Here is an 18,351-nt window from a genome sequence, read left to right as displayed (position 1 = left end):
GTGGTTTCACACCCGGTGTCGCACATCGGTTGGTTTACGTACCAGCCCGGACGTGCCCCCGGCGCGCGGGACGCCGGGGACGCGCGTGGCGCCCCCGGCGGAGCCGGATCAGAGGTAGAGACCGGTGGACTCGTCCGTGCCCGCCGGGGCGATGGCGCGGCCGGCGCGCAGGGCGTACAGCTCGGCGAGCGTCGCCCCCGAGGCGCCCACGCCCTGCGACGACCCCAGCCAGGCGACGGCCTCGTCCCTGGTCAGCGGGCCCACCTCGATCTGCGCCAGGCACCGGCCCGGACGGATCACGGCCGGGTGCAGGCGGGTCAGGTCTTCGTTCGTGGTGATGGCCACCAGCACGTCGCGGCCCTGGCCGAGCAGGCCGTCGGTGAGGTTGAGCAGCCGCGACAGCCCCTGCCCCGCCTGGGCCTTGGCGCCCGAGCTGATCAGCTCGTCGCAGTCCTCCAGCACCAGCAGCCGCCACCGCTGCGTGTCGTCGTCGGTGTCGTAGCCGACCGCCACCTCCATCAGGTAGCCCGGGTCGTTGAACAGCCGCTCGGGGTCGAGCACGCAGTCGACCTGGCACCAGTCGTGCCACTGCTTGGCCAGCGTGCGCAGCAGCGTGGTCTTGCCGGTGCCCGGCTGGCCGTGCAGCAGGATCAGCCGGCCGTTGACGTCGGCGGGCGTGGTCGCCATCAGGCGGCCGAGCGCCGGGCGCACCTGCGCCGAGTAGTTCGTGCCGATCTCGTCCCACGGCTGGGCGGTGATCGGCTTCTCCGACCGGTTGCCGCCGTGGGAGCCGCGCCACCAGAAGCCCATCTCGACGTGGTCGGCGTCGGGCATCGGCTCCTCGGCGCCGTCGATGCTCTCCTTCAGCACCGAGGCGGCCAGCTCCTCGCTCACCGCCGTCACGCTCACCGTGGCGGTGCGGTTGCGGTGCCGCACGACCCGCAGCGTCCAGCCCTCGCCGCAGATGAGCCGCGACTCCGAACCGTCCTCCACCTGCGCGGTGCGCAGCATCCGGCCCTCGGCCGGCTGCAACCGGGCGTCCGGACGTACGCGCTCCAGATTGGCCAGCTTGGACCAGGGCTGGACGCCGGTCGCGAACGGCGACAACGCCAGGGCGTCGATGACGTCGATCGCTGAGTCGGCGTCGTCGATCCAGATGTTCATCGGCAGCTCGGACGAGGAGTCCGCGCTGGGGAACGGCACCTCCCTGATCACAGACATAGGTAAAGGATCTCCTTCGTGGGCTCGGATGTCGAAGGGTTATACGGGTGGTTCGGTCACTTTTTGCCGAGATCGCCGGTCTGGGTGACCATGCCCAGGCCGGGCACGTCCCGCCAGGTGTAGGTGAGAGTGTCGCCTTCAAGCTCCAGCCAGACAGTACCCGGGATGCAGCCGCCCGTGGACGTCCCGAGGGAGAAAGTCAGCCGGTCCGGGCGCACCTCGGTCAGGGTGATCGTGGCGGCGCAGTCGACCTGGGAGTCCTTCTCCGTCCAGGCCGCCCGCGACTGGCCCGCCTTCAGTTCCACCGTGTTCTCGGCGCCGTCGGGGTCGAGCGGGTTGGTGGTGTCGGTGTGGCCGGACCAGGTGCCGGCGAAGGCCGCCGGGATCTTCGGATCGCGGGTGCCGCCGGGGGTCGCGGTGGCCGGCGCCGTGGCCGTCCCTGAGGTGGCGGCGGGTGTGGCGGGGCCGGTGGCCGTGGACGGCGGGGTGGAGAGGGCGGCGGCGGCCGTGGACGGCGGCGGGGTGGACCGGGTGGCGGTCGAGCCGGGCGTGCGGGTGGTCAGCAGGACCACGCCGCCGGCCACGGCCAGGGCCAGCAGGGCCGCTCCGGCGCCGACGAGGGCGCGGCGTCCCCGATTTCGGGCCGCGCGGCTCTCGCGCGTGTCGGCCGCCCCCGGATCGCCCCGCAGAGCCCCCGCTCCCGGCCCCGCTCCTGCTCCCGATCCCGTGGCCGGGGTGGGGGAGACCAGGGTCATCAGGAGGGCGGCGGCCGTCGGGCGGTGGGCGGGGTCCTTGGCCAGGGCGCCGGCGACCGGCCCGCGCAGCCGGGGCGGCAGCGCCGACAGGTCGGGCTCGGCGTGCAGCACCCGGTGCAGCACCGCCGGCACGGTGTCCGCCCCGAACGGGCTGACCCCCGTGGCCGCGTAGACCATCGTCGCCCCCCACGCGAACACGTCGGAGGCCCCGGAGGCGGGCGAGCCCGCGATCTGCTCCGGCGACAGGTACGCCGGCGTGCCGACCAGCCCCGAGGTGTGCGTCGCCGCCCCCTCGGCCCTGGCGATGCCGAAGTCCACCACCCGCGGCCCGTCCGGCCCGAGCAGCACGTTGGACGGCTTGAAGTCCCGGTGGACGACCCCGGCCGCGTGGATGGCCGCCAGCGCGGTGGCCGTGCCGACCGCCAGGCGTTCCAGCTCCCCGCCGCGCAGCGGGCCGCGCCCGGCGGTGTTCCCGGCGGTGTTCCCGGCCACCCGGTCGGCCAGCGAGGGCCCGTCCACGAACTCGCTCACCACGTACGGCCGCGAGCCCCGCGTCGAGACGCCGAGCACGCGGGCCGTGCAGAAGGAGGCGATCGACTCCAGCGCGTCGAGCTCGCGCGCCAGCCTGGCCCGGGTCTCCTGGTCACCGGCGTTGAGCAGCTTGACCGCGACCGGCTCCCCGGAGGCGGAGTGGGCCAGGTAGACCACGCCCTGCCCGCCCTCGCCCAGACGCCCGGCCAGGCGGAAATCGCCCAGGAACGCCGGATCGTCCGGTGTGAGGGGGATCACCATGGCGGCTACGTTACCGGTCGCCATGCGGAAGCCAAGATCGCCCGGTACCTTGTGACGTCGGTTTAAATCACTCCTTACACGGAGGTATCGGGGAAGTGTCGAGGATCACGGTCCGCGAACGGGCGCGGTACTGGTTCGACAACACCATGTCCAGGGGGACGGCCTCGCTCATCGGCTGGCTCGCGGTGGTGTCGGTCGCGCTCATCCTCGTGGTGGCCGCGCTCACGCTCTGGCTCGCGCCCGACGAGCCCGACGGCGTCAGCGGCCCCGGGCAGGTGCTGTGGGTGGCCCTCATGCACGCCCTCACCCCCAGCAAGGTCGCCAGCGACAAGGGCTCGTTCGGCTACATGACCGTCATGTTCGCCGGGTCGCTGGGCGGCATCTTCATCGTCAGCATGCTCGTCGGCCTGCTGTCCAACGGCCTCAAGCAGAAGGTGGACCGCCTGCGCAGAGGCCGCTCGCGCATCGTCGAGTCCGGCCACACCGTGGTGCTCGGCTGGTCCGACCAGATCTTCACGATCGTCACCGAGCTCGTCAAGGCGCACGCCAGCCAGAAGAACTCGGTCATCGCCGTCCTGGCCGACCGCGACAAGCTCGCCATGGAGGAGGACATCCGCGAGCACGTCGGCGACCTCGGCAGGACCCGCCTGGTCTGCCGCACCGGACGTCCCACCGAGCCGCGCGACCTCGGCCTGATGAACCTCACCGCCGCCAGGTCCGTCGTCGTGCTCTCGCCCGAGGGCGAGGACCCCGACGCGCACGTCATCAAGATCCTGCTCGCCCTGGCCAAACGGGACGGCTCCCACCCGCCCGTGGTCGCCGCCCTGGCCTCCGCCCGCAACCTCGCCGCCGCCCGGCTGGCCGGCGGCGCGGACGTGCACCTCGTCGACTCCGACGACACCGCCTCCCGGCTGATCGTGCAGTCCTCCCGCCAGTCCGGCATGTCCGTCGTCTGCATGGACCTGCTCAACTTCGACGGCGGCGAGATCTACCTGCGCGCCGACGAGGAACTGGTCGGCGCCACCTACAGCAAGGCCCTGCACGCCTACGAGACCGCCGCCGTCATCGGCTTACGCGGCCCGGCCGGCGTCGTGCTCAACCCGCCCATGGACACCGTCATCACGGCCAAGGACCAGGTCGTCGTCATCGCCCACGACGACTCCCACATCACCCTCGCCACCGGCGAGCCCCCGATCGACGAACAGGCCGTCACCACCGCCGCCGCCCCGCAGCCCGAGCCCGAACGCACCCTCCTGCTCAACTGGAACGGCCGCGCCGAGCAGATCGTGCGCTACCTGGACGGCTACGTCTCCACGGGCTCGGTCCTGGACATCGCCGCCGACCACCCCAAGGCCGGCACCGGCCTGACCGGGCTGCGCACCCTCACCGTCAACGTCAAGGACTGCGACACCACCGACCGGTACGCGCTGGAATCCCTCGGCGTCGGCCTCTACCAGCACGTCATCGTCCTGTCCGACGACCGCTTCGACCCCCACCACGCCGACACCCGCACGCTCATGACCCTGCTCCAGCTCCGCGACATGCAGAGCACGCTCGGCGAGCACTACTCGATCGTCAGCGAGATGCACGACGAGGGCAACCGGGCGCTGGCCGAGGTCACCGAGGCCGACGACATCGTCATCAGCGACACCGTCATCGGCCTGCTGCTGGCCCAGCTCGCCGAGAACCGGCACCTCGCCGACGTGTTCGGCTACCTGTTCGACTCGCACGGCTCGGAGATCTACCCCCGGCCCGCCGCCTCCTACGTCCGGACCGGCACCGAGGTCACCTTCGCCACCATCGTCGAGGCGGCCCGGCGCAGGGGCGAGACCGCGATCGGCTACCGCGACAACGTCTCCAGGAACGTCCCGCCGCACTACGGCATCGTGCTGAACCCCGCCAAGAGCGACACCGTCGTCCTCGGCCGGCAGGACTCGGTGATCGTCCTGGCCGAACGCTGACCCCCGGCCCGGCCCAGGCCGGTGGGCTACCGTGTGCGGCGTGAGGACCATCGACTGGGCCGGCGACGCCGTCGAGCTCGTGGACCAGACCCTGCTGCCCGGCCGGTGCGTGCGGCTGCGCGTCGAGACCGTGCCCGAGCTCGTCGCGGCGATCAGGCGGCTGGCCGTGCGCGGCGCCCCCGCGCTCGGCGTGGCCGGCGCGCTCGGCGTCGTCCTCGCCGACGGCGACCTCGGCCAGATCGCCGAACTGCGCGCGGCCCGCCCGACCGCCGCCAACCTGGCCTGGGGCGTCGACCAGGCCGCCGCCCACCTGGACAAGGGCCGGCAGGCGGTCCTGGCGGCCGCGCTGCGGATCCGCGACGACGACATCGCCGCCTGCCTGGCCATGGGCGAGCGCGGCGCCGCCCTGCTGGAGGGCGACCGGTTGCGGATCATGACCGTGTGCAACACCGGCGGCCTGGCCGCCGTCGAACGCGGCACCGCCCTCGGCGTCGTCCAGACCCTGCACGAACGCGGCCGCCTGGCCGAGGTGCTCGCCCTGGAGACCCGCCCGCTGCTCCAGGGCGCCCGGCTCACCACCTGGGAACTGGCCAGGATGGGCGCGCCGCACCGGCTGGTCGCCGACTCGGCGGGGCCGTACCTGCTGGCCAAGGGCGAGGTGGACGCGGTGCTCATCGGCGCCGACCGCATCGCCGCCAACGGCGACACCGCCAACAAGATCGGCTCGTACGCGCTCGCGCTCGGCGCCGAACGGGCCGGAGTGCCGTTCATCGTCGTCGCGCCCGAGTCCACCATCGACCCCGCCACCCCGACCGGCGACCACATCGAGATCGAGGACCGCGACCCCGAGGAGATCCTCACCGTCGGAGGTGTACGCCTGGCCCCCGAGGGCACACAGGCGCTGAACCCCGCGTTCGACGTGACGCCGCACGATCTGATCACCGCGATCGTGACCGAACGGCGGGTGATCAGACCGTGAAATAGCGCGATCCCCGGACCTGCTCACCTCGCTGGCGTTACGCTCGGTCGTCCCGATATCTACTCTCGGAGAGCACTCGTGGACATCGATCTGGTGTTACGCCGCGACTGGCAGGCCCGCGCGCCCCGCGGCTCCTACACCCAGCTTGACTCGACCAGGGGCGTCAAGGTCCACTACACCGGCGGCCGGGTCGAACCCGCCATCGTGTCCGACCACGCCGGCTGCGTCTCCCTCGTGCGATCGATCCAGGCGTACCACATGGACGGCAACGGCTGGATGGACATCGGCTACAGCTTCGTCGCCTGTCCGCACCGGAAGGTGTTCGAGGGGCGGGGGCTGCATCACCTGCCGGCGGCCAACGGTCCCGGGCTCAACGCCGGTCACTACGCCGTGCTCGGGCTGGTCGGCAACGCCGGGCTCGTGCAGCCGCCCGACGCGATGCTGGACGCCGTCCTCGACGCCGTCCAGTACGTGCGCGACCGGGGCGGCGCCGGCAAGGAGATCAAGGGCCACCGCGACGGCTACTCGACCGACTGCCCCGGCGACCCCCTGTACGCCTGGATCAAGCGCGGCGCGCCCCGCCCCGGCGGCGGCACCACCCCGCCGCCGCCCAAGGGCGCGCCGCCCTTCCCCGGCCGGTTGCTGAAGTACCCGCCGGTCATGGAGGGCGAGGACGTGCGCACCTGGCAGCGGCAGATGCACAAGCGCGGCTACGACCTGACCGTCGACGGCGCGTACGGCGCCCGCTCCCGCGACGTGTGCCGCGAGTTCCAGCGCGAGCAGGGCGTCGAGGACGACGGGATCGTGGGCCCGCTCACGTGGAGGCTGGCCTGGGAGGCGCCGACGGCTGACGGGTAACCCCCGGATTACTGCGGCGGCCGGGCAGCGCCTACTATCCGTTGCATGGAACTGGCAGCGGGCTTTCCTCCCACCACTCGCGACGACTGGCGGAGGCTGGCGGTCGAGGTCCTGCGCAAGTCGGGGGTCGAGGCGGGCTCGCCCGAGGAGGCGCTGTCCAGCCCGACCTACGACGGCGTGCCGGTCATGCCGCTCTACGACGCGGGCGACCTGCCGGGCGATCCGGGGCTGCCGGGCGCGCCGCCGTTCACGCGGGGGGCGCGGGCGCGGCCCGGCTGGGACGTCCGGCAGCGGCACGCCGTGGCCGACCCCGAGGCGGTGCTGGCCGATCTGGAGAACGGCGTCACCTCGCTCTGGCTGGTCGTCGGCGACGGCGCGATCCCGGTGGGGGCGCTGCCCGCCGTGCTGAAGGACGTCTACCTCGACCTGGCCCCGATCGTGCTGGAGGCGGGGGAGCACACGCGGGAGGCCGCCGAGGCGCTGTTCGGCCTGGCCGCCGCGCAGGGCGTCACGCCCAGCGGCAACCTGGGCGCGAGCGGCGTCGAGGGGGCGGAGCTGGCCGGGCGGTGCGTCGCGGTCCCGGGGTTGCGCGCGGTCATGGTCGACGCCACGCCGTACCACGACGCGGGCGCCGCCGACGCCGAGGAGCTGGGCTGCTCGATCGCGCGGGGCGTGGCCGAGTTGCGCGCGCTCACCGGCGCCGGCCTCACTGTTGAGCAAGCGCTAGGCCAGATCGACTTCCGGTACGCCGCCACCGCCGACCAGTTCGCCACCATCGCCAAGCTGCGCGCGGCGCGCCGGTTGTGGGCCAGGGTGGCCGAGGTGTGCGGCGCCGCCGAGCACGGCGGCCAGCGCCAGCACGCCGTCACCAGCGCGGCCATGATGACCGCCCGCGACCCCTGGGTGAACATGCTGCGCACCACGCTGGCCTGCTTCGCGGCGGGCGTCGGCGGGGCGGAGGCGGTCACCGTGCAGCCGTTCGACGCCGCGCTCGGCCTGCCCGACGCCTTCTCCCGGCGCATCGCCCGCAACACGCAGTCGCTGCTGCTGGAGGAGTCGGGGATCGGGCGGGTGGCCGACCCCGCCGGCGGCTCCTGGTACGTCGAGCGCCGCACCGCCGACCTGGCCGAGCGTGCCTGGGCGTGGTTCCAGGAGATCGAGGCCGCCGGAGGCGTTGAGGCCGCCGGCGAGCTGATCGAGCGGCGCGTCGCGGCCACCCGGGCCCGCCGCGACGACGACATCGCCCACCGCCGCTTCCCGATCACCGGCGTCAGCGAGTTCCCCGATCCCGGCGAGAAGCCGCTGCGCCGGCCGCCCGCCCCTGCCGGGCGGCCGGTGGCCCGCTACGCCCAGGAGTTCGAGGCGCTGCGCGACGTCGCCGACGCCCTGCCCGAGCGTCCGAAGGTGTTCCTGGCCACCATCGGCCCGGTCGCCGCGCACACCGCGCGGGCCTCCTTCGCCGCCAACCTGTTCCACGCCGGCGGCCTGGCCACCGAGACCGCCGGGCCGGGCGCCGACCCCGAGCAGATCGCCACCGCCTTCGCCGTGAGCGGCGCCGCCGTCGCCTGCCTGTGCTCCACCGACAAGCTGTACGCCCAGCACGCCCGCGCCGTGGCCGCCGCCCTGCGGCACGCGGGGGCGAGACGCGTCTGGCTGGCGGGGAAGGGAGACTACGAGGGCGTGGACGCCTGCCTCTACGCGGGGTGCGACGCGCTCGCCGTGCTCCGTCAGACGTTCGAGGACCTGGAGGTGCTGCGATGATCCCCGACTTCTCGGGCGTCCCGCTCGGGCCGGGGGCCGGCTCCGGTGCGGCGGCCGTCCCCGGGGGCGAGGTGTGGGAGACGCCCGAGGGCATCAGGGTCAAGCCGCTCTACACGGCCGCCGACCTCGACGGGCTCGACTTCCTGCGCACCTTTCCCGGCGCGGCCCCGTACCTGCGCGGGCCCTACCCCACCATGTACGTCAACCAGCCCTGGACGATCCGCCAGTACGCGGGCTTCTCCACGGCCGAAGACTCCAACGCCTTCTACCGGCGCAACCTGGCGGCCGGGCAGAAGGGCCTGTCGGTCGCCTTCGACCTGGCCACGCACCGGGGCTACGACTCCGACCACCCGCGCGTGGCCGGCGACGTGGGCATGGCCGGGGTGGCGATCGACTCCATCTACGACATGCGGCAGCTCTTCGACGGCATCCCGCTCGACCGCATGTCGGTGTCGATGACCATGAACGGCGCGGTGCTGCCCGTGCTCGCGATGTACATCGTGGCGGCCGAGGAGCAGGGCGTCGCGCCGGAGGAGCTGGCCGGGACCATCCAGAACGACATCCTCAAGGAGTTCATGGTCCGCAACACCTACATCTACCCGCCGGCCCCTTCGATGCGCATAATCTCGGATATTTTCGCTTATACGAGCGAAAAGATGCCGAAGTTCAACTCGATCAGCATTTCTGGGTATCACATCCAGGAAGCCGGGGCGACCTGCGACCTCGAACTCGCCTACACCCTCGCCGACGGCGTCGAGTACCTGCGCGCCGGCATCGCCGCCGGGATGGACGTCGACCGGTTCGCCCCCCGGCTGTCGTTCTTCTGGTGCATCGGCATGAACTTCTTCATGGAGGTCGCCAAGCTGCGCGCCGCCCGGCTGCTGTGGGCCAAGCTGGTGTCGCGGTTCGGGGCGGCCAACCCCAAGTCGCTGAGCCTGCGCACGCACAGCCAGACCTCCGGCTGGTCGCTCACCGCCCAGGACGTCTTCAACAACGTCGCCCGCACCTGCGTCGAGGCCATGGCCGCCACCCAGGGCCACACCCAGTCGCTGCACACCAACGCCCTCGACGAGGCGCTCGCGCTGCCCACCGACTTCTCGGCCCGCATCGCCCGCAACACCCAGCTCCTCCTGCAGCAGGAGTCGGGCACCACCCAGGTCATCGACCCCTGGGGCGGCTCCTACTACGTCGAGCGGCTCACCCACGACCTCGCCGAGCGCGCCTGGGCCCACATCGAGGAGGTCGAGGCGGCCGGCGGCATGGCCAGGGCCATCGAGGCGGGCCTGCCCAAGCTGCGCATCGAGGAGGCCGCGGCCCGTACCCAGGCGCGCATCGACTCCGGCCGCCAGCCGGTCATCGGGGTCAACAAGTACCGCGCCGCCGACGACGAGCCCATCGAGGTGCTCAAGGTCGACAACAGCGCCGTACGCGCCCAGCAGCTCGACAAGCTGGCCCGTCTCCGGGCCGAACGCGACGGCGAGGCCGTGCAGCGCGCGCTCGACGCGCTCACCAAGGCCGCCGAGAACCCCGCGCCGGGCCTCGACGCCAACCTGCTCAAGCTCGCCGTGGACGCCGCCCGCGCCAAGGCCACCGTCGGCGAGATCTCCGACGCCCTGGAGCGGGTGTTCGGCCGGCACGCCGAGCAGGTGCGTACCATCTCCGGTGTGTACCGCGACGAGTCAGGCAACGCCGAGGCCATCGAGCGCGTCCGCCTGGCCTGCGCCGACTTCGAGCGGGACGAGGGCCGCCGCCCGCGCATCCTGGTCGCCAAGATGGGCCAGGACGGCCACGACCGGGGCCAGAAGGTGATCGCCACCGCCTTCGCCGACCTGGGCTTCGACGTCGACGTCGGCCCGCTGTTCCAGACGCCGGAAGAGGTGGCCAGGCAGGCGGTCGAGGCCGACGTGCACATCGTGGGCGTCTCGTCGCTGGCGGCCGGGCACCTCACGCTGGTGCCCGCGCTGCGGCGCGCCCTGGCCGACCTCGACGCCGCGGACATCATGATCGTGGTGGGCGGCGTCATCCCGCCGGGCGACCACGACGAGCTGCGCGCCGCCGGCGCCGCCGCCATCTTCCCGCCGGGCACGGTGATCGCCGACGCCGCCCTCGACCTGCTCCGGACGCTCACCGGCCGCCCGTAGCGCTCTCCGGCCGCCCGTAGCGCTGCGGGCGGCTCGGCGGGTCACCGGCCGCCCCGTGACCCTCCGGGCGGCTCGCCCGGGTCAGAGAGCGTCGTCGCAGATGGTGACGGCGACGGTGCGCTGACGGGTGACCGGCGCGGTGATCCGCAGCGTGACGCTGTGGAGGCCGGCGGTCGTCAGCGCGGTCGGCGAGGTCAGGTGGCGGGGGGCGTCCTCGGCGACCGTGGCCGAGGAGCGGGCGGTGACCGTGCCGTCGACGATCCAGGTGTACCGGAGGGTGACCGGGTCGCCGGTCCTGGTCACCGCCGCCTGGAGCCGTACCGTGCCGTCCCAGCAGTCGCCCTTCCTGGTGCCGCCGGACGGGCGCAGGGAGGCCAGGGTGAGGCGGTCGGGGGCCGGGGTGGCGCCGGAGGTGCTCTCGTCCTGCGGCCCGGGGACCGGTGTGCGGGTGTGTCGTGGGCGTCGGGTGGGGGAGGTCGCGGTGCCGGGGGTGGGCGCGGGGGTGGGGGCGGTGGTCACGTCGGCCACGTGGGTGGCCTTGGGCGTGGGCGTCGAGGGAGTGAGCCAGACGATCGCACCCGACAACACCAGCACGGACACCCCGGAGACCCCGGCCACCATCGCCGTCTTCACCCGCCGCCGCACCTTGACCTTGGGCGCGGTTCCCGTCGTGGCGGCCTGCGGGGCCGGGACCTGTGAGGCCGGGACCTGTGGGGCCGGCGAGCCCCCGTGGGGGAGGGGCGGCGTGCCCGCGACCAGACGCAGCCCGGTGGTCCCCGAAGCGACCCCCGGCCCTGCGGCGGGCGCGGGGCGAGCCGGCGCCCCGGCGGGTGCCGGGCGGGTCGGCGTTCCGGAGAGGGACGGGCGAGGCGAGGGGCCGGAGGGCGCCGGGTGGGGGGAGGGGCCGGAGGTGGGGGCGGGGATGGTGAGCAGGTGGCGGAGGACGTCGGCCATGGGCGGGCGGCGGGCGGGGTCCTTGGCCAGGCAGGCGAGGACCACGCCGAGCAGTGGTTGCGGCAGGTCGCCGGTGCGGGGTTCGTCGTGCAGGATGCGGTTGATCACCGCCGGCAGCGAGTCCTCGCCGAACGGCGGCATGCCCGTCGCCGCGAAGACGATCACCGACGCCCACGCGAACACGTCCGCGGGCGCGCCCGCCTCCCGTCCCGAGAGCTGCTCGGGCGCCATGTACGCGGGCGTGCCCGTGATGGCGCCGGTCGCGCTCACCCCCGTCCCGAACGCCGCCGAGACGCCGAGGTCGGTCACCCGCGGACCGTCCGGCCCGAGCAGCACGTTGGACGGCTTGAAGTCGCGGTGCGCGACGCCCGCCCGGTGCGCCTCGGCCAGCGCCGTCGCGGTCGTCACCGCCAGCCGCCGCAGCTCGTCCGCGCCGCGCAGGGCGCCGGCGTCCTGGAGCGAGGGCCCGTCCACGTACTCGGTGACGACGTACGGCCGGCCTCTGACCGAGGCGTCCAGCACCCGCGCGACGCAGGACGGCTCCACGGCACGGGCGGCGGCGATCTCCCTGGCGAACGGCTCACCGGCGGTGACGCCCTCGGCGAGCACCTTGACGGCCACCGGACCGCCGTCGCGCCCGCGGGCGAGGTAGACGACACCGTGGCCGCCCGCGCCGAGCCGCCCGGCCAGCCGGTAGGGTCCCACCGCCGCCGGATCGCCCTCGCGGAGGGGTTCGACGTTGGGCATGAGGGGAGTGACTCCTGTGACGGCTGTGATCAGAACTCCAGCACCTTACTGGCAAATAACCGGACTTGTCAGAAGTTAGGCTGATCAATGAGAAGAAAGGGGTGAACCGCGTGCGCTCGCTGGAGGACTACGCCCAAGGCGTACGGGCAGGCTCCCGTACGTGGATCGCCCGCGCGATCACCCTGGTCGAGTCGACCAGACCGGACCACATGGCGCTGGCCCAGCGGCTGCTCGTCGAGCTCACCCCGCTGTCCGGCAGGGCCCGCCGGGTCGGCGTCTCGGGCGTGCCCGGAGTGGGCAAGTCCACCTTCATCGACGCGCTCGGCACGTACCTCACCGGCCAGGGGCACCGGGTGGCCGTGCTGGCCGTCGACCCCTCCTCGACCAGGACGGGCGGCAGCATCCTCGGCGACAAGACCCGGATGGCCCGGCTGTCGGTCGATCCGGCCGCGTTCATCCGCCCGTCGCCGACCTCCGGCACGCTCGGCGGCGTCACGAAGGCGACCAGGGAGGCCATGGTCGTGGTGGAGGCCGCCGGGTTCGACGTGGTGCTGGTCGAGACCGTCGGGGTCGGGCAGTCGGAGACCGCCGTGGCCGACATGGTGGACACGTTCCTGCTGCTCACCCTGGCCCGTACCGGCGACCAGCTCCAGGGGATCAAGAAGGGCGTGCTGGAGCTGGCCGACGTGATCGCGGTCAACAAGGCCGACGGCGAGTACGAGCTCGCGGCCAGGAAGGCGGCCAGGGAGCTGGCCGGAGCGCTGCGCATGCTCCGCTCGGATGCCGGGCCGCCGCCCGTCCTGACCTGCAGCGGGCTCACCGGCGACGGCCTGGAGGAGCTGTGGCGGCGGATCCTGGCCCACCAGGACTCGCTGGACCTGGCCGCCAAGCGCCGCCGTCAGCAGGTCCAGTGGACCTGGACGCTGGTCCGCGACCGCCTGCTCGCCGAGCTGCGCCACGACCCCGAGGTGGCGGCGATCACGGCGGAGGTCGAGCGGGAGGTGCTGGCGGGGGAGCTCACTCCCGCGCTCGCCGCCGACCGCCTGCTGTCGGTGTTCAAGCGGCCCTGACATCCGGCCGTGGCTGTTCGAGTGGCCCTGACGTCCGGCTGTCGGTGTTCGAGCGGCCCTGACGTCCGGCTGTGGGTGTTCGAGCGGCTCTGACGTCCGGCGGCGGGCGCCCGGAGCTCTCCACTCCCCGGAGGAACAGACTTGCGCCCGGGGGAGAAATATCCCCATCCACAGCGTCATCTCCGATCCGACGGCTTGAGCGGGACATGTCACGATGTCGCGCAACCGACGTGGGGAGAAGCGCAGATGTGTGCGGAACCGATGCTGCCCGGAACGGTCGCGGAGGCCCTGGAGGAGTACGGTCGCCTGCTGGCCGAGCACGGCATCACCTGAGGCGAGCCGGAGGTCCACTACGTGAAGTTCTTCGCCCGGCGCAGGGTGCTGCCGCCCTCGCTGTTCGGCACGTTCTGGCGCCTGGCCTTCGAGGAGGCCGCGCGGCTGCATCCGGGGCAGCCGATCGACCGGCTGGCCGCCCACCTCGCCGAGCCCGACTACGACCGGGTGCTGCGCGACGCCCTCGCCGGCGAGCTGCCGCCGCACCTGACCGCGCTGCGCGTCGGCCCCGACCGGATCGAGCTGCGCGGAGCGCCGATCACCGTCCTGACCCCGGGAGAGCCGTACTCGGGCCCGCGCGGGGTGGGCGCGGTGCCGGTCGCGGACGCCCGGCCCGCGACGGCCGTTGAGGCGCCGCCGCCGCCCTCCGGACGCGGTGCGGAGAAGATCTTCCTGCTCGTCGACTCCTCCCGCGACACCCCCTGCCCGGTCAGCGTGGACGACGCCCGCCGCGAGCTGGCCCCCCACGGGGCCTGGCTGGTCGAGGCCGACGCCGGCAGCGTGATCATGGCCGACGGGCAGCGCGTCCGGCTCGATCCCCTGCTGCGCCCGGTCCCCGCCGCCCGGCTCACGCTGGTGGCGGGGGAGCCGTGCCGGTGGAGCGTCGCCTCCCGGGACGGCCGCGGCTGGTACCCGCCCGGCGTCCCGGCCCGGCACGACTACCACGGCAGGCCCTACTTCCACGGTGACGGCCGCACCCTCGACGTCCCGGCCGAACCGCTGACGATCACCGTCACCCGGGGCATGGAGTACACCGAGTCCGCCCTGGACGTCACCCTGGTCCCGGGCGAGGAACGCGTGGTCCGGCTCACCCCGGAACGCCTCTACGACGCCGCCGCCCGCGGCTGGTACGGCGGAGACCTGCACGTCCACCTCAACTGGGCCGGCGACCTGGTGGGCCTGCCCGCCGACGCGGCCGGCGCCCAGCTCGGCGAGGACCTGCACGTGCTCAACCTGCTCGCCGGGAACGTCTCAGGGCCGCGCGTCTACGACCGGGAGGCCCTCGACCACTGGGCGGGGGAGGACCTGCCCTGGTCCGACGCCACCCACCTGGCCCGCATGGGCGTCGAGTACCGCAACGATCTGCTCGGCCACGTCTACGCCTTCGCCCCGGAGCGCGCGCCGGGCCGGTTCCACACCGGGTTCGCCGGCGACGCCGACTGGCCGCCGAACGCCGAGGGGCTGCGCGAGCTGCGCGGCCTCGGCGCGGTCCTCGGCTACAGCCACCCCTTCGCCACGCCGCTCGCCGACGGCGATCCGCCCATGGCCGTCGTCTCCCCGGCGCCGCGCAACTGCGCGGCCCGCGAGCTGGTCGCCGACGCCGCGCTCGGCCTGGTGGACAGCCTCGACGTGCTCACCCACGCCTCGATCCCGTCCACGGCGGCCGTCTACCGGCGGCTGATCGGCGCCGGCAACCGGCTCGCCGTCACCGCCGGGACCGACTCGATGATCTCCTTCACGCGTTCGGACAACCAGTCCAACCCGCCCGGCTGGGCCCGCGTCTACGCTCGGGTGGAGGGTGAGCTGACCGCCCGCGCGTTCGCCGACGCGGTACGGTCGGGCCGCACGTTCGCCACCACCGGCCCCTGGCTGGAGCTGACGGTGGACGGGCACGGCCCCGGCCACGTCATCGACGCCCGCCCCGGCGACCTCGTCCGGGTCACCGCCACCGCGATCGGCCCGGAGGTGGCCGCCGTGCGCGTCCGCACGGCCGAGGGCGTCCGCGCGGGCGCGGAACGGCTCCCTGCCGGCGAACGGCTCCGGGACGGCGAACGGCGCCCGGACGGCGAGGAGCGCCTGACCGTGACGGCCGACCTGCGCGTGGACGAGCCGACGTACGTGCTGGCCGAGGTCGTGTGCGACCCCCACCCGCGCACCATGACCGGCACCGGCTACGCCCTGACCAGCCCCGTCTACGTGGACCTGGCCGGCCGCCGGGTGGCCAGGCGGGACGACGTGCGCTGGTGCCTGGAGTGGCTGGACCTGCTGGAGGAGCTGATCAGGTCGCACGCCCGCCTGACCGCCCCCGGCCAGCTCGCCGACCACGTCGCCCTGCTGGACCAGGCCAGGGAGATCTACCGCGACCGCCTGTCCTGACTCCGGCGCGATCCCTGACCCCGGCGCGGTCCCTGGCCTCTCGCGGTTTCCGACCCCTGTGCGACCCCTGTGCGACCCCTGACCCACTCGCGTTTCTGGCCGCCTGTGCTAGATTTTGGCCATGCGGTCAGAAAATCAGTCGGGCGGCCAGAAGGCGCGCTCGTTCATCGAGGAGGCCAGGCGGGCGCAGATCATCGCCTCGGCCGTGGAGGTGATCGCCGAGGTCGGGTTCGGTCAGGCGTCGCTGGCGCGCATCGCCCAGCACGCGGGCATCAGCAAGGGCGTCATCTCCTACCACTTCGCCGGCAAGGAAGAGCTGATGGAGGAGGTGGTCAACAGCGTCTACGGCGAGATCGCCGCACACGTCATGGCGCGGATCGAGGGCGTCGAGGGCCCCACCGCGATGTTGCGGACGCACATCCTCGCGGTCACCGAGCACATGCGCGGGCACCGCACCCGGCTCAAGGCCCTCGGCGAGATCTTCTACAACCTGCGCACCGCCGACGGTCAGCCGCGCTACGGCGTGAAGGCCAACGAGGAGCTCTACCAGGCGATGGAGCAGATCTACGCCTACGGCCAGGCCACCGGCGAGTTCCGCGACTTCGACCGGCGCGTCATGGCCATCACCCACTCCTCCGCCATCGACAACATGTTCGCCTACTGGGTGGCGAACCCCGACCACGACCTCGACGCGCACGCCGCGGAGCTGGCCGACCTGTTCGAGAGGGCATGCAGGCGATGAAGACCGAGACCGGCACGAGACTCCTCGCGATCGACAACCTGCGCGTGCTGCTGACCGCGCTGGTCGTCGCCCATCACGTCGCCGTCACGTACGGCAACATCCCGATCTGGTACTACGACGAACCGGCCACCGACCCCTCCGGGGTGGCGCTCGACCTCCTGGTGGTCTTCAACCAGGCGTTCTTCATGGGGTTCTTCTTCCTCATCTCCGGCTTCTTCACCCCCGGCTCCCACGACCGCAAGGGCGGGCGGGCGTTCGTCCGCGACCGGCTGGTCAGGCTCGGGGTGCCGTTGCTGGTCTTCGTCCTGCTGCTGCGGCCGCTGCTGACGCTCGGCGACCACGGCATGCCGTTCTGGAAGTGGTACGTCGTCTCGTGGGACCCGGGGCCGATGTGGTTCGTCGAGGTGCTGATCGTCTTCGCCCTGATCTACGCGTGGTGGCGGCGTGCGGGCAGGTCCGGCGGGCAGGCGGCCGGGGCGCCGAGTCTGAAGGGCGTCGTGCTGTTCACCCTGGGGCTGGCGGCGGTCACCGTCCTGTGGCGCGTCCCGGTGCCGCAGGGCACGTACGTGCCGGTGCTGGGCTTGCCCACGCCCTACTTCCTGCCGCAGTACGCGGCGATGTTCACGGCCGGCGTGATCGCCTTCCGGCGTGGCTGGTTCGAGGCGCTGCCCAGGCGGGCGGCCCGCGCCGGGTTCGCCGTCACGGGCGTGGCGAGCCTGGTGCTGCTGCCGGTGTCGAGCCTGACCACGGGCCTGGTGGCGTCGGCGGCCATGGCCCTGTGGGAGTCCGTGGTCGCCGTCGGCATGATCGTCGGGCTGACGGTGCTGTTCAGGGAGCGGTTCGCCGGGCAGGGGCCGCGCGGCAGGTTCCTGGCCGGCAACGCCTACGCGGTCTACGTCATCCATCCGCTGGTGCTGGTCGCCGTGGCCTGGGCGGTGCGGGGGCTGCACGCGGCGGCGGTCGTCAAGTTCGCCCTCGTGCTGGCGGTGTCGCTGCCGTTGTGCTGGGGGCTGGCGTACGCGGTCCGGTCGTTGCCGGGGGCCAGGCGCGTTCTCTGACTGCGGGCTTGACTTTGGGCCTTGCCGGGCCCTTGGCGGCGTGCCACCATCGCGCTAACTCTTAGGAAACTTTCTTAAGAGATTCCGTGAAGGGAAGTGATCGGGGTGCGCCGGAGCCTGACGCTGTTCGCCGCCGCGCTGCTGGTGGCGGGCGTCCTGTCGGCCGTCGTGCCGGCCCCGCCGGCCGGGGCGGCCACGTGCGCGACGCCGTGGAACGCCTCGACGGCCTACAACGGCGGCGCGGTGGTGTCCCGCGGCGGGCACAACTGGTCGGCCAGGTGGTGGACGCAGAACGAGACCCCCGGCACCGCCGCGGTCTGGGCCGACCAGGGCGCCTGCGGCGGCGGCGGTACCCCCACGCCCGGCTGCGACCACCCGAACTGGGTGGCCGGCCGGTACTACGCCACCGGCAGCATCGTGCGATACACCGACGGCAACTATTACATCGCCGTCCACGACAATCCCGGCTACGACCCCGTGATCAGCACCTGGTACTGGGACCCTTACGCGTGCGACGGCGGCGGCACGCCCACCGACCCGCCGGACCCGGGAGGCTTCGTGGTGAGTCAGGCGCAGTTCGACCAGATGTTCCCCGGCCGCAACTCCTTCTACAGCTACAGCGGCCTGACCACGGCGATCGCCGCCTTCCCCGCCTTCGCCGGGACCGGCTCGGCCACCGTCAGGAAGCAGGAGGCCGCCGCCTTCCTGGCCAACGTCAGCCACGAGACCGGCGGACTGGTCTACATCGTCGAGCAGAACACCGCGAACTACCCGCACTACTGCGACGCGACCCAGCCCTACGGCTGCCCGGCCGGGCAGGCCGCCTACTACGGCCGCGGGCCCATCCAGCTGAGCTGGAACTTCAACTACAAGGCCGCCGGC

Annotated in this window: 13 protein-coding genes; 10 read left to right on the top strand and 3 right to left on the bottom strand. The window is 73.2% G+C overall.

The window, feature by feature from the left end; all coding sequences use genetic code 11:
- Window positions 1-108 precede the first annotated feature (108 nt).
- Both ACWCSD_RS15785 and ACWCSD_RS15780 read right to left on the bottom strand, forming a co-directional pair.
- Window positions 109-1,221 (bottom strand): DUF5925 domain-containing protein, encoded by a 1,113-nt coding sequence (locus tag ACWCSD_RS15785; protein ID WP_358293268.1) that lies wholly within the window; start codon window positions 1,219-1,221, stop codon window positions 109-111.
- Between the two features lie 56 nt (window positions 1,222-1,277).
- Window positions 1,278-2,768 (bottom strand): serine/threonine-protein kinase, encoded by a 1,491-nt coding sequence (locus ACWCSD_RS15780; protein ID WP_449915562.1) that lies wholly within the window; start codon window positions 2,766-2,768, stop codon window positions 1,278-1,280.
- A 95-nt stretch (window positions 2,769-2,863) separates the two neighbouring features.
- Between ACWCSD_RS15780 and ACWCSD_RS15775 the strand changes: the two genes are divergently transcribed.
- The 5 genes from ACWCSD_RS15775 (at window position 2,864) to scpA (ending at window position 10,468) form a co-directional block, all read left to right on the top strand.
- Entirely contained in the window at window positions 2,864-4,729 is a 1,866-nt protein-coding gene (locus ACWCSD_RS15775) for a CASTOR/POLLUX-related putative ion channel (protein WP_397164167.1), read from the top strand.
- 40 nt (window positions 4,730-4,769) lie between these two features.
- Window positions 4,770-5,708 carry an S-methyl-5-thioribose-1-phosphate isomerase gene (gene mtnA, locus ACWCSD_RS15770; RefSeq protein ID WP_397164169.1) on the top strand — a complete coding sequence of 313 codons (939 nt, stop codon included), beginning with the start codon at window positions 4,770-4,772 and terminating at the stop codon, window positions 5,706-5,708.
- 78 nt (window positions 5,709-5,786) lie between these two features.
- Window positions 5,787-6,566 carry a peptidoglycan recognition protein family protein gene (locus tag ACWCSD_RS15765; RefSeq protein ID WP_449915558.1) on the top strand — a complete coding sequence of 260 codons (780 nt, stop codon included), beginning with the start codon at window positions 5,787-5,789 and terminating at the stop codon, window positions 6,564-6,566.
- 45 nt (window positions 6,567-6,611) lie between these two features.
- Window positions 6,612-8,327 carry a methylmalonyl-CoA mutase family protein gene (locus ACWCSD_RS15760; RefSeq protein ID WP_449915556.1) on the top strand — a complete coding sequence of 572 codons (1,716 nt, stop codon included), beginning with the start codon at window positions 6,612-6,614 and terminating at the stop codon, window positions 8,325-8,327.
- Window positions 8,324-10,468 carry a methylmalonyl-CoA mutase gene (gene scpA, locus ACWCSD_RS15755; RefSeq protein ID WP_449915554.1) on the top strand — a complete coding sequence of 715 codons (2,145 nt, stop codon included), beginning with the start codon at window positions 8,324-8,326 and terminating at the stop codon, window positions 10,466-10,468. The genes ACWCSD_RS15760 and scpA overlap by 4 nt, the downstream gene beginning before the upstream one ends.
- An 81-nt stretch (window positions 10,469-10,549) precedes the next feature.
- Here the strand turns inward: scpA and ACWCSD_RS15750 are convergent, their stop codons facing one another.
- Window positions 10,550-12,169, bottom strand: a complete 1,620-nt coding sequence (locus ACWCSD_RS15750; RefSeq protein ID WP_449915551.1) for a protein kinase domain-containing protein — start codon at window positions 12,167-12,169, stop codon at window positions 10,550-10,552.
- Window positions 12,170-12,270: 101 nt separating this feature from the next.
- Here ACWCSD_RS15750 and meaB point away from each other — a divergent pair, with 101 nt between their 5' ends.
- The 5 genes from meaB to ACWCSD_RS15725 form a co-directional block, all read left to right on the top strand.
- Window positions 12,271-13,239: a methylmalonyl Co-A mutase-associated GTPase MeaB gene (meaB, locus tag ACWCSD_RS15745; RefSeq protein WP_352354119.1), complete on the top strand. Its 969-nt coding sequence runs from the start codon at window positions 12,271-12,273 to the stop codon at window positions 13,237-13,239.
- A gap of 354 nt (window positions 13,240-13,593) precedes the next feature.
- Window positions 13,594-15,669: a CehA/McbA family metallohydrolase gene (locus ACWCSD_RS15740; protein ID WP_449915547.1), complete on the top strand. Its 2,076-nt coding sequence runs from the start codon at window positions 13,594-13,596 to the stop codon at window positions 15,667-15,669.
- Between the two features lie 121 nt (window positions 15,670-15,790).
- A complete protein-coding gene (locus ACWCSD_RS15735; protein ID WP_397164180.1) occupies window positions 15,791-16,411 on the top strand; it encodes a TetR/AcrR family transcriptional regulator in 621 nt (206 codons plus the stop codon).
- Entirely contained in the window at window positions 16,408-17,469 is a 1,062-nt protein-coding gene (locus ACWCSD_RS15730) for an acyltransferase family protein (protein ID WP_449915544.1), read from the top strand. Before ACWCSD_RS15735 ends, ACWCSD_RS15730 begins: the two co-directional genes overlap by 4 nt.
- Window positions 17,470-17,574: 105 nt before the next feature.
- Window positions 17,575-18,351: glycoside hydrolase family 19 protein (locus ACWCSD_RS15725; RefSeq protein ID WP_449915541.1), on the top strand; the 777-nt coding region annotated here is incomplete at its 3' end.

The sequence above is a fragment of the Nonomuraea sp. NPDC001684 genome (genome assembly GCF_053596515.1).
Note: the sequence above shows the minus strand (reverse complement) of the source record. Positions and strands in the feature narration are given on the sequence as shown.

Coding starts and splice junctions, on each gene's coding strand:
- ACWCSD_RS15785 (WP_358293268.1), bottom strand. CDS start 1,221: ATGTCTGTGATCAGGGAGGTGCCGTTCCCCAGCGCGGACTCCTCGTCC.
- ACWCSD_RS15780 (WP_449915562.1), bottom strand. CDS start 2,768: ATGGTGATCCCCCTCACACCGGACGATCCGGCGTTCCTGGGCGATTTC.
- ACWCSD_RS15760 (WP_449915556.1), top strand. CDS start 6,612: ATGGAACTGGCAGCGGGCTTTCCTCCCACCACTCGCGACGACTGGCGG.
- scpA (WP_449915554.1), top strand. CDS start 8,324: ATGATCCCCGACTTCTCGGGCGTCCCGCTCGGGCCGGGGGCCGGCTCC.
- ACWCSD_RS15750 (WP_449915551.1), bottom strand. CDS start 12,169: ATGCCCAACGTCGAACCCCTCCGCGAGGGCGATCCGGCGGCGGTGGGA.
- ACWCSD_RS15735 (WP_397164180.1), top strand. CDS start 15,791: ATGCGGTCAGAAAATCAGTCGGGCGGCCAGAAGGCGCGCTCGTTCATC.
- ACWCSD_RS15730 (WP_449915544.1), top strand. CDS start 16,408: ATGAAGACCGAGACCGGCACGAGACTCCTCGCGATCGACAACCTGCGC.